This window comes from Nitrospira sp. Ecomares 2.1, from assembly GCF_965152585.1.
Map to the genome: position 1 here is coordinate 1,055,058 of NZ_OZ224219.1, position 12,492 is coordinate 1,067,549.

At 42.1% G+C, this 12,492-nt stretch carries 9 protein-coding genes; all 9 read left to right on the plus strand.

What is annotated here, in order from left to right:
- Positions 1 to 58 precede the first annotated feature (58 nt).
- The 9 genes from ACWHYD_RS04720 (at position 59) to ACWHYD_RS04760 (ending at position 12,243) form a co-directional block, all read left to right on the plus strand.
- On the plus strand, positions 59 to 1,261 hold the full coding sequence (locus tag ACWHYD_RS04720; RefSeq protein ID WP_447964766.1) for a glycosyltransferase: 1,203 nt from the start codon (positions 59 to 61) through the stop codon (positions 1,259 to 1,261).
- A gap of 105 nt (positions 1,262 to 1,366) precedes the next feature.
- Positions 1,367 to 2,119 (plus strand): class I SAM-dependent methyltransferase, encoded by a 753-nt coding sequence (locus tag ACWHYD_RS04725; protein WP_447964767.1) that lies wholly within the window; start codon positions 1,367 to 1,369, stop codon positions 2,117 to 2,119.
- A 157-nt stretch (positions 2,120 to 2,276) separates the two neighbouring features.
- A complete protein-coding gene (locus ACWHYD_RS04730; RefSeq protein ID WP_447964768.1) occupies positions 2,277 to 3,296 on the plus strand; it encodes a glucosamine inositolphosphorylceramide transferase family protein in 1,020 nt (339 codons plus the stop codon).
- A gap of 1,327 nt (positions 3,297 to 4,623) precedes the next feature.
- Complete coding sequence (locus tag ACWHYD_RS04735) at positions 4,624 to 5,106, plus strand: hypothetical protein (protein WP_447964769.1); 483 nt, start codon at positions 4,624 to 4,626, stop codon at positions 5,104 to 5,106.
- Positions 5,107 to 5,428: 322 nt separating this feature from the next.
- The gene (locus tag ACWHYD_RS04740; RefSeq protein WP_447964770.1) at positions 5,429 to 6,280 is read left to right on the plus strand and encodes an ABC transporter permease; all 852 of its coding nucleotides are present in this window, start codon (positions 5,429 to 5,431) and stop codon (positions 6,278 to 6,280) included.
- Between the two features lie 26 nt (positions 6,281 to 6,306).
- Positions 6,307 to 7,656 carry an ABC transporter ATP-binding protein gene (locus ACWHYD_RS04745; protein ID WP_447964771.1) on the plus strand — a complete coding sequence of 450 codons (1,350 nt, stop codon included), beginning with the start codon at positions 6,307 to 6,309 and terminating at the stop codon, positions 7,654 to 7,656.
- A gap of 203 nt (positions 7,657 to 7,859) precedes the next feature.
- On the plus strand, positions 7,860 to 9,038 hold the full coding sequence (locus ACWHYD_RS04750; protein WP_447964772.1) for a phosphotransferase family protein: 1,179 nt from the start codon (positions 7,860 to 7,862) through the stop codon (positions 9,036 to 9,038).
- A gap of 86 nt (positions 9,039 to 9,124) precedes the next feature.
- Positions 9,125 to 10,966 (plus strand): asparagine synthase (glutamine-hydrolyzing), encoded by a 1,842-nt coding sequence (gene asnB, locus ACWHYD_RS04755; RefSeq protein ID WP_447964773.1) that lies wholly within the window; start codon positions 9,125 to 9,127, stop codon positions 10,964 to 10,966.
- Positions 10,967 to 11,271: 305 nt separating this feature from the next.
- Positions 11,272 to 12,243: a glycosyltransferase family 2 protein gene (locus tag ACWHYD_RS04760; RefSeq protein WP_447964774.1), complete on the plus strand. Its 972-nt coding sequence runs from the start codon at positions 11,272 to 11,274 to the stop codon at positions 12,241 to 12,243.
- Positions 12,244 to 12,492: the final 249 nt, after the last annotated feature.

Genomic DNA, 12,492 nt, shown 5'->3' on the forward strand with positions numbered 1-12,492 from the left:
TTTTTGTCCTCTGTAGTCAAAGCTTCCAAACCCAAATGAGAAGAAAGCGCTTTTACTAATGAGGATTGTTCGTAATTATCCGAAACATATACTTAAGTTTTCCCATGCAGCACTCGGAAGTATTCTTGAGCAATTCAATTCGCCTTTTAATAGAAAGGTGATATCCCTTAAGCCTGATGGTCCGCCTCGAGGTCATGTGCTTCTCTCCTATAGAATTGAACTTTTTTCAACCAAACCGGGACAACCAATCCCTTATTATCACTATAACCGTCAATTGTCCGTCGTGATGGCAAGAACTTTTACTGATCTCGGGTTTGCTGTTGATGTCATTAGTAATCAGAATAAGAGTTTTCTTCCTAAAAAGAAATATGATTTTTTTATCGATACCCGGATGAACTTTGAAAGACTCGCCCCTCACCTTAATAAGGACTGTATTAAGATACTTCATGCGACTACGGCCCATCCCCATTTTAATAATTTTGCCGAAGCGAAACGACTTTTGGCTTTACAGGAAAGAAGAAATGTAACCCTACGTTCCAGGAGATTCATGATGCCAAGCTTTGCTATGGCAATTGAGTATGCAGATTGTGTGGTCGTTCATTGTGCATTTGGTGCCAAAAATTTCAATTATGCTAATAAGCCGATTTATCTGGTTCCGAATGCGGTTCCCTACAAATATCCCTGGTCGGATTCAAAGGATTTCGAATCCTGTCGATTCCGGTTTTTGTGGTTGGGGAGTGAGGGAATGGTGCATAAAGGTCTTGATTTGGTTTTAGAAGCATTCGCAGGAATGCCGGAATATCATTTGACGGTTTGCGGTCCGGTCGCGAGAGAAAAGGATTTTGAGCAGGCATATTTTCAGGAGTTGTACCATACTCCCAACATTCATACTCGTGGATGGATTGACGTAGAAAGCGCTGAGTTTATGGACCTGACCAATTGCTGTCTCGGATTGGTCTATCCATCCTGCTCTGAAACGAATGCCGGTTCGGTGTTGACTTCGTTGCATGCTGGCCTTATCCCAATCATAAGCTATGAGTCCGGTGTGGATGTGAGTAAGGACGAAGGTGTTGTCCTTGAGGATTGCTCAATCGAGGCTATTCGGGAGGCGGTTCGTCAAACTTCGTCTCGTTCTACTCAGGAACTCAGACGTATGTCCAGGAAATCATGGGAGTTTGCTCAAGAAAATCATATGGTCAACAATTTCGAAAAAAAATATCGAGACGTGATAGGAAAATTGATTAGTGAGTATAAAAAATAATATTCAGGATTTTGTTGTGGTTATTAGTCTGAGTTTAAACGGGAAATAGCCAATTGCTAAAAGACCGTTTAGAGAATTAAAAAAAGGATTTTAACGATATTAGAGATGGTATTAAAATTAAAAAGATTGATAAAAAAAATTCCGGGTGCCTATTCTGCCTACCAATGGATTGTGAAAATTTGCAAAGAAGTGGCTTCACGTCTGAAATCCACGGAGGCTATATTCACTGAAATATACAAGGAAAATTATTGGAGGGGTAAAAATAGTGTATCCGGGCAAGGTTCAGATCTTGAGCAAACACAGACGATTGTGAAAGAACTGCCAATTCTCTTTGATAATTTGAAAATTTCCACAATGCTTGATATCCCTTGTGGCGATTTTTTCTGGATGAAAAGGGTGGATTTAAGAGGAATTCATTATACAGGAGCAGATATAGTTGGAGAATTAGTTGAGCGGAATCGATACTTATATCAGACAAATAATATCATTTTTACTAAGCTAAATCTTTTACGAAATGACTTACCTAAAGTTGATCTTATTTTTTGTCGGGATTGTTTAGGGCATTTTTCCTTTTCGGACATTTTCATGGCCTTGCAGAACATGAGTAGGAGTGGATCGACCTATTTGCTCACAACAACATTTCCTGAACGACAAGCAAACCGCGACATAAAAACTGGCCAATGGAGGCCCCTAAATCTTGAAGCGGTCCCTTTCCAATTTCCTCCCCCCCAATCACTTCTTGTAGAACATTGCACTCAAAAGACTAGTAGGGGGGAGTACAAGGATAAATCTTTGGGGCTCTGGAAAATTAGTGATATTGAAATCATTTTAAAACGGCTGCCCTCCTCTTATTTATGAGGGAGGATTGGGCCACAGATTTCCTGACGAATGTTGATGGCAGTTTTAGGGTTTTACTCTGAGTGGGAAAAATGAAATTTTTCATGCTCCTAGACGGACAGGGAAGATTGCTGTACGCCTTCTCTCTAGGCACAGACTAATTGGAAGTAAGCCATTAATGAAGAAATTTACAATATCCCCACTTGTCCTTGCTGGAGTAATCATCATTAGCCTGGTAATAGGGGCATTGATCTGGAGGGTGAGTTCTCCGTACTTTGGGGTTGTACGAGGCTTTTTAAGTCCGCAGTTAGAGAACGTTGGTTCCGGTCCCTGGTCGATTGGAATTTACAAGGGTGAATCTCCCTTTGAATTACATGATCCTGAAGACATCTTGAATCCCGTTCTTACGGCAAAGGATGTTAAAGATGTCGATGCCAAATTTGTAGCCGATCCCTTTATGACAACCAAAAATGGTCGTTTTTATCTGTTTTTCGAAGTGTTGAATCGGGCCAATAATCAGGGAGATATTGGATATGCCGAAAGCGAGGATGGTAAAAAATGGGAATACAAGAATATTCTTATCAATGAACCGTTCCACCTATCCTATCCTTACGTGTTCGAATGGGAAAGCAATCATTACTTAATACTGGAAAGCCACGAGGATCTCTCGATCAGACTATATCGGGCCAAGTCATTTCCTGCGGAATGGCAATTCGTGAAAAGCATATTCAATGGAGAGCACTATGTGGACCCCTCAATTTTTCGATATGAGAATATCTGGTGGTTGTTTTATACAAACCCGCAAAATGACGCATTAAATCTCTATTATGCTGACGAGTTAATGGGGGATTGGAAGCCTCATCCGATGAATCCGATCGTGAAATTAAATAAGCATATTGCCAGGCCGGGCGGAAGGGTTCTTGTTCATGATGGGCGAATTTACCGGTTCACTCAAGATACTGAGCCACGTTATGGTATTCAGGTGTTCGCCTTTGAAATAGAAAAATTATCAAAAACCGCCTATAAAGAAAAAATCGTTTCAGAAAAACCTGTCGTCACGATGTCAGGAGAAGGATGGAATGCGTATGGCATGCACCATGTCGATCCGCATTTCATCAATGGGCAATGGATAGCCGCGGTTGATGGAAGATGCGGACCCAGTTCAATCCCCTGTAAGACATATTCAACAAGAAAATAGGCGGCTAAATAATTATGTTGTCGGTAGAAGCCTGTCGGAAAATTTCACATAAAACGCCCCCATTGTTTTGGAATTTGGTTACCCCAACCCCAACCTCTTATCCTAAACCCTTATTCAAGTACCGCCGGGATGGGTGACATTTGCTGATCGGTTGGTGAACCAGCTCTGTCAAGCTATCCCTTCTTTGACGGAGCCCATGATGGGATTTCCAAATTGAAGGGAGCCTCAACCTCCTAGCTGAGGATGAATGGGGAATGACAGTAAGACAGCCAGCAAAAATAATAAGAGGAAATCTTAAAAGCCTAAGGCTAGGAGCATTTCGGGACGATAGATAAAAGGAGTCTGAATGCGCTTCTTCTGAAATTGGGTGGAATTATTCTCCAGTCCGGCAATATGTCATCCAGAGGATTGAATCTCTGAGTGAGTAATTCGTTACTTCTCATATAATCTGAGAAAAGGTTGCTTCTATTGATGGTTTCGCCTGGAGTTGAATGAAGGTTTTTCCCATGCGAATTTGCTGTAGATGGTTATTCGGTCATGGGTTCAACCCCCAAATTAATGGAAAGGCCAGCAATATCTATAAACTAACTACTACCTAGCTCAACGTACAGAAAGGAATGAGTTTTGCTTTCTTTCATTGTATTCTCGGTTGAGTAGTTAGGTCATTCTCCCAAGTTATAAGTTGGATTCGGATAGGGAAATTTTGAAAAACGGGATTAAAATTCTCCTTATTAATGTTGGCGTGGTAATCCTAATTTTTGTCCTGGCCGAAATCGGGTTAAGGACATATTCTACCCTCAAATCTTACCTGACGGGGCAATATGATGGATCATTATTCACCAGGTTCAATTTATTCCATGAAAATAGAATGCTTGGCCTTACCACCTATGATCCCGTCCTTGGGTATAAGCCCAATCCCGGTTTTAGGGGGCTCATTCATCATCCACCGTATTGGGATAACGTGTATGTCTCTATTGACCGCCACGGATTTCGTCAACATAGCGATGACAACACGATGAGTGATCATTCCGGAACAAAAGTGTTAACCGTGGGTGATAGTTTCACTTTTGGCGACCAAGTGAATAACTCTCAAACCTGGCCGGCTTGTCTCGCACAAAAAACAGGTCATAAGGTTTTAAATGGCGGAGTGGGTGGTTATGGAGTTCTTCAATCGGTCTTGAGAGCTGAACAGGAAGTCGCCAAGCATGGACCTTTCGACACCATTATCTGGTCGATTACAGTGGGAGCAGATTCTCGTCGCGCTCGATTAATGGTTCGGTCGAATTTCCCTAAGCCCCATATCGCCACGGTGGAAGGAAAGACGAGGATGGTGCCGCCAATGGATTTTAATCCTTCTCCGGATTTCATGTGGTTGCTTGGATATTCGGTGATCCTTCAGAGGCATTTGTTGCCGATACTTCAGAAAAGATGGAATTTTGAATATGACGGACGATATGAAATTCCAGGGAGGAATGCTGCAGAAATAGAGGATATCATTGATTTTACCTTTCAACAATATGCCAAGCTAACGGGGACGAAAAGAAAGGTAATCTTACTACAGTATGGTCAGGGAATTTTTCTGGAGGAGGGCTTTGAAAGAAGAAATAATGAACGAGAGCTGATTAGAAAATATGGGGAAAAATATGATCTTGAAATAATTGATTCATTTGATGAGATTTATGTTCCTGAAAAGAGGGAGGAGCTTTGGTTTGGATATAGGGACTATGGTCATCACACCCCTTATGGGAATAAAGTGGTTTGCGATGTTGTTTTTAATTGGCTCAAAAAAGACACTTCCAAAGCATTTTAATTGTCCAACTGAAACGCGTTCTAGCATTCCGATGTTCTCCTATGAAATACTTGAGCTATGGAAGACAGCATCTAACAAAGAATCTGTTCTTTTTCAATAGATGAGTGGTAAAGGTGGCCCGCCAAAGGTATGCACAATGTGGGCGTATATTTCATAAATATACATGGATAGTAGTGGGTAACGAAAAGTCCAAAGTCGCCAAATCCGTTATAATCCGCTGACCTAAATGGTAGAGTCGTTAGGCAGAGAGGGCAGGATCTGTAATAGTCCCACTTTTCCGAATTCGTGACAAAACTTAAGGATTAATATGTTTGGAAGCAAAATGAAGAATACAGAAGAAACTGGGTGCTCTAGTGCAGATGTGGTAACCATTATTCAACCTGATTCCGGCTGGAAGATTATTAATTTTAAAGAGCTGAATGATTATCGAGATCTGTTTTACTTCCTCACTTGGCGGGATATTAAGGCGTTATATGCGCAAACCGTTTTGGGATTTTCATGGGCAATCATTCAACCCCTTGTGCAGATCATAATTTTCACGGTTATTTTTGGAAAAGTTGCGGAACTGCCAACGGAGGGAATTCCCTATGTTTTATTTTCAAGTGTGGCAGTGATCCCCTGGACGTATATGTCACAGGCGCTCACGCAATCGAGTCAAAGCCTCCTTCAGGGATCGAATATATTGGGAAAGATTTATTTTCCTCGAATAATTTTTCCCATTACCCCCGTTTTGGCGAAGCTGGTTGATTTTGGAATTTCCCTGTTCATTGTCCTCTGTATCATGTTGTACTATCGAGTGTCGCCCACATGGAATCTCCTGCTTTTCCCCGTGCTAGTAGTCATGATGATGGCTGTCCCGTTGGGGATAGGATTGTGGCTATCTTCACTGGCCATTCGATTTCGTGATATCAAACAAGCCATGCCATTTTTTATTCAAATGCTCATGTATACTGCCCCAATCGTCTATTCGGCATCATCAATCCCTGAGGGGTATCGGTTGCTGTACTCGCTAAATCCTCTCGTAGGCGTCATAGAGGGTTTCAGAGCGTGTTTGCTAGGTACGCCCATTCTCTGGCTGTACATCTGGCCTGGAGCACTGACAGCGGTCCTGTTGGTCATCAGTGGAGCGGTGTATTTTAAGCGGATGGAGCGTATCATTGTGGATGTGATTTAAGGAACCAGATCATTGTCAGGAAAACCATGAATAACCGAAATTGTGCCATCAGAATAGAAAATATTAGTAAATGCTACCGGATCGGATTGAAAGAGAACATCCAGGATAATTTATTTAACACCGTAGTGAATTTCATCAAAAATCCTCTCAAGAACTACCGGGTCTATCGCTCCCTCTATAATTTCGACGATGTGAATCCCGATCAAGATACCAATCCTCCCGATGTCATCTGGGCTGTCAAAAATGTCTCGTTTGACGTAAAAGAAGGGGAAGTTATCGGCATTATCGGGAGCAATGGCGCTGGGAAATCCACTCTCCTCAAAATTCTGTCGAAAATTACCTATCCAACCAGTGGGCAGGTCACGATCCGTGGAAGGCTTTCAAGTCTTCTCGAGGTTGGAACCGGATTTCATCCTGAGCTGACAGGGAGAGAGAATGTCTACCTGAATGGGACCATTTTAGGCATGCGGAAAAAAGAAATCGACAGGAAATTTGATGAAATTGTGGATTTCTCGGGAGTAGAAAAGTTTATCGATACCCCTGTGAAACGGTATTCGAGTGGCATGAAAGTGCGCCTGGCATTTGCCGTCGCCGCTCATCTTGAGCCGGAGATTTTGATTGTTGATGAGGTGTTGGCGGTCGGCGACGCACGTTTCCAACAGAAATGTCTGGATAAAATGAAAGAGGTTGGCCAACATGGGCGCACCGTACTGTTCGTCTCGCACAATATGCCGGCCGTCACTCGACTATGTTCCAGGTCGATTTTGCTTGACGGGGGAAGAGTGCAACAGGATGGTCCAACCCATGAAGTCATAACAAGTTACATGAATTCAGATAAATGTACCAAAGCTGAGCGCAGATGGACTAATGTTATGGAGGCACCTGGAGACGAAGTCGTTCGATTATGTGGAGTAAGAGTGCGGACACAGGATGGCCTGGTGTCGGACGTTGCAGATATTAGTCAACCTGTTCGAATTGAAATAGAATATGAAATACTTCAACCGGGCTATGTGCTGCGGATCTATTACCATGTTTTCAATGAAGAGGGTATTGAAGCTTTTTTACCGATCGAAAATGATAGGGCCTGGAGGCAGAAGCCGCGCCCCATTGGGCGATACGTGAGTACGTCCGTGATCCCTGAAAATTTGCTTTCCGAAGGGAGGTTTTTTATTTCGCCGACGATAGGTACCGAAAATCCCTGGGTGAAGCGCTTGAGAATTAATGATGTGGTAGCATTTCATGTGATTGACAGTATGGATGGTAATGGGGCTCGTGGTGATTCCGTCGGACATATCCCGGGAGTGGTCCGGCCTCTCTTAAGGTGGGAAACACAATTTAGCCCAAAAGAAGCACACACAGAAAAGACCAAAGTGTAGACTGAAGAATATAATATTTCTATTTTCTCAGAAGAATTTGCTCTTTTTTCAATATCTCACTACTCAACTTTCTCTTCAACTTACTCCAAAAAATACTGTACCACAAAATTTCAAGCGTAAGTCACAGGCACGGTGGTGTAGATGAAGCACCCGCTTGATTTTACCTATCTCAAATTCAAATAAAAAAATCGGATGATTAAGGGATGAGCTCTCATCAGTCAGTAATCTTTCAATATATAAAGATCCCATCTGAAAATAAACGACTTTTTTGTTTAGAGCAAAACATTCTTGTTTTAGCTTGGATGTTGTTTTTCATAAAAGACTCCTTAACCCCTATGGTGAGGGTCGACTCAAAGATTTCTCGTGGCAGGTTGTTAGTAAGGCAGATGCATAGTTACCTAGGATTTGTGAAAAGTAACGTCAGATGTCTTGGATTTTTTTTAGGTTATAAGCTTCAATTGTTAAGCTGGGAAGGGGGCGTTGAGTTGCCGTGCTATGGTCAAATATGTGTGCCTATTCATAAGGGGTACAAGATATTTGATTTTCATAGGGGGGTTGCCATTAAGGTGTTTGATCATGATGTGAATGCTTACGCTATTCGCGAGGAAATTGAAATTTTGAAGGTGGTCTCCCGGATCGAATTTGCCTCTTCTATAAAAAAATGGAGCCTTAAGGAAAGATGGTACGAAGAAGAATATGTGAATGGAACTTTGGATTCCTCCTATAAGCCTTTAGATTCAGTCGCGTTATTAGAGAAGTTTGTTAATGAGATCATTCCGTATTTGACACATTTAATGCTGTTTCAAAAGCCAATATCCAAAAATGCTGTAGAACATGCTCTTGATAGGAACAGGGAATTAAGGTCGAAGCTATCGTCAAAGCCGGCATCCGCTGGATCAGAGTATCAAAGAATTCCATTATTTATTGATTCCATTGTGAATCGGCTCCAAACGGAAGGAAATTACCCAATATTTTTGGTATTTGCCCATGGTGATTTTGTTCCAGCCAATATGCTCAATACGCAACATGGAATGAGAATTATTGATTGGGAGGGTGCTGGATATTGGAGTGCATTATTTGATTTTTACAGTTATTTTTTTTATCGACCGGCTTGTAGGGAAGTGCCGGTGAGCAAATTAGGTTCAGAAGTAATGAAAGCCCTGCCGATGTTTATTTCAAAATTAACCGAACACGCTCCCGAAGTTTCAAGTAGTCTAAAGGCGCTGGAGAAAACCTATCGATGGATATTTTATATTGAGATGATCTATAGATTAGTGGATCGGCAAATGACAGATACAAACCTGGATGTTATGCATTATATCCAAGAATACATTAAGGCTTTTAATCTTTACGAAGATCTGGCTATCGGTAAAAACGTATGACGTTTCAGAAATCTATGCCAGACAATTTAGCGGCATCGCCCACCTTCATCTTGAAGTGTTGTTTTATTGAGGGAATAGAATAGAACATGTGCGGGATAGCTGGAGAATTGCAATTCAATCAGGCTGTGGAGTCGAAAGCCGATTGGGAAAAGATTAGTGCATTGATGGCGCGTCGGGGACCCAATGACGAGGGAATTTGGACCGACCATAAAACCTGTACCTTGGTCTTCCGCCGTTTGGCCATCATTGATTTAAGTATGAATGCCCACCAACCTATGGCGGCTCATAATGGTCGCTATACTCTCGTTTTTAATGGTGAGATTTATAATTTTCAGGACTTACGGAAAAAATTAGAAGGCCGTGGAGTACGTTTCCGTTCAACTAGTGACACCGAAGTTGTGCTGTATGCCCTAATGGAATGGGGAACGACTGCCTTAGAACGTTTTAACGGGATGTTTGCCTTGGGTTTTTTTGATTCTGTAGAAAAGCGATTGCTATTGGCTCGGGACCATGCTGGGATGAAACCGCTATATTATCTAAAGAAGGCAGAAGGGATGGTATTCGCATCACAATATAATCAAATATTGGCCCATCCTTTGAGCCACAATCTTGAAGTTTCGCCAGAAGCACTTGGCCTCTATTTGCGGTTGGCATACATTCCTGCGCCTTATGCTCTCATGCAGGGTTCACAGATGCTTGAGCCTGGAACCTGGGTCCAATTCACGGGGAATGGACAGGTAGAAAAGGGGCAGTACTTTAAATTTCCACAGTATGAAGTACCAAAATTAAAAGGGCAGGAGGCTTTGGAGGCTGCGGATTCGGCAATCACAGAGGCTGTGAAACGGCATCTGATCAGTGATGTGCCCGTCGGAGCATTCCTTTCGGGTGGCATCGACTCACCTTTAGTTGTAGCGAAAATGAGAGCGGTGAGTGCAGGCCCCATTGAAGCATTTACAATCGGAACAGGGGAAGAAGCCACGGATGAAACACAGGATGCCATGGCCTATGCGCAGGAGTTTGGGGTTGAGCATAGGATTGAATGTATGGATCCTGCCAAAGCGCTTGATTTCTTGGATGATGTGATAGAAAGCTGTGGAGAGCCGTTTGGAGATTATTCTATTTTCCCCACCATGATGGTATCTCGTCTGGCCAGTCAAAAATATAAGGTCATGCTTTCCGGTGATGGCGGTGATGAACTGTTTTGGGGCTATACAAGCCGCTTTGGTTCCTTGGTGAGGAATGCAAGTGATTTTTGGTATCCTTTCTGGTGGCGTTGGTTATGGCGAGGATGTAAGAGAGTTCTACAAGGTAGAAATTACAGCCATTTAAATCAACATACCCTTGGAGACTATCATCGTCTAATGCTCACTCATCTTTCTGAAAAATGGTTAAAACAAATTTTTCCGTCTTTGCCATCCTGGCCAAAAGCCTATGAAACATTTGATTACCATAGTTGCGATCCGGATCGTGTAGCACAATCTTCCCGAATAACGGAATATGAATGTCATTTGCCCTATGTGTTGATGAAAGTGGATCGGGCAAGTATGTTTCATTCATTAGAAGTTCGGGTACCCCTACTGGATAAGGAGGTCATTGAGGTCGCAGCACAAACTGACTGGCATCAATGCCTTGATGTGGAACAAAAAATGGGAAAGATGGTGTTACGACGGATCTTATCCAAATACACCAAACAACAGTCTCAACGAAAACGGGGTTTTGAAGTGCCTATGAGAGCATGGTTGCGAACTTCACTCCGGGAAATGGTTGAAGAAAGTTTACTGAAACGAAATGAAATTTTGGGGTTGGAAATAAATAAGAAAGCCCTTCGACAACTTTATACTTTACATCTCGATGGACGGAGGGATTATTCATGGGGACTATGGCCTCTGCTCAGTTTATCACTATGGATTAATAAATATAATCGGTAGCCGAGAACGAATTCACAAAAAACAAAATGAATTCCTAAATAATTGAACGAAAAAATGGCTAAGCCTGCAATTCTGAGCCATCGGTAAAGGGATCGAGCCAGGGTATGAAAGTGGTATCATCCTGACTGGGTTGAAGGATCTGTCCGAGTTGTGAGGTTTGCCATAGAGACTCGACTTGCTCAGTATCCGATCCGGATTGTCTGAAATATGAATTTCATGTTTTTAACCGTAAGGGGTAAGTGCGACACCTTTTCAGGTAAGCCTGTCATGCGAATCTTCTCTGAAAACATTTAAAGAGGTCCAATATGCTCAATCAGGAAATGCCACTAGTCACGATAGCTATTCCGACCTTCAATCGAGCAGGCACTTACCTGAAGCATACTCTGCAAAGCGCGATAGGCCAAACCTATAAAAAAATAGAAGTTATCGTTTCAGATAATTGCTCGACTGATCATACCGAAAGAGTGGTGAAAGAATTCAATGACCCTCGCATACAATATGTAAAGCACAGTCAAAATATCGGGCATTTCAGGAATTTTAAATTTTGTATAGAACAAGCACGGGGAGATTATTTTCTACTTTTACAGGATGATGACCTTATCGATGAGGATTTTGTTGATGCGTGCTTGAAAACCGTCAATTATTCCATTATGGAAATTGGGGTAATCAGAACAGGAACTCGCTATATTGACCCAGATGGCCATTGTTTGGGGGAATGGCCCAATGAAGTGGGTGGGCTATCAACCGAAGAGTTTTTTTTAGCTTATCTATCGTTTAAAACGGGCATTTACCTCTGCAGCACTTTATGGAATACGAAGCGATTAAGAGAAGCGGGTGGCATGTCTTCTAAGCATAATTTATTCTTGGATGTCATGGCCGTCGCAAGGTTGTCTTCTCAGTTTGGCCGAAATGATATTCAAGAAAGTAAAGCAAGTAATCGGAAACATCCTAATGAATTGTCTTCCTCTGTGAAAACCAAGGAGTGGTGCGAAGAATCATTTCTATTGGTAGATGTAATGTGTAATTTAGCTTCTGAAAAGAGGATGGCGCTAAGCTTGAAAAGGGCGGGAAGAAATTTTATCTTCAAACATAATTATAATCTGGCCAAGAAAGAGAAAGTCGTGAGCAATCGATTGAAAGGCTTTCTTCTGATTTCCAGGAAATGTGGACACCTGTTTTTTATCAGCCGGTTTTTGAAATATGTTGTTCTTGATGGGTGGAAGGCGGTGAAAAGGAAAATAAAACAATTGATTGTTCCTGTGGGATATGCGACGTAAGGAAGGACTAGGTGTTCCAACCCTATACATTCCGCCATTATATGAAGGAGTGACATGAATTCACGAAACAAAATATATCCTACGGATATATTTTTTGGGAAAGGGGATAGAGAAGAAAGTATTTTTCAGTCGACTGATTTTGCGCGTCTAAAATATCATGTTGATGAATGCTGCTCGAAATTGGTGGATATACATAAAAGCCACAAGATGGAAATACATTTCCTCCAAGTGTCCTCAGCGGAGGGAGCT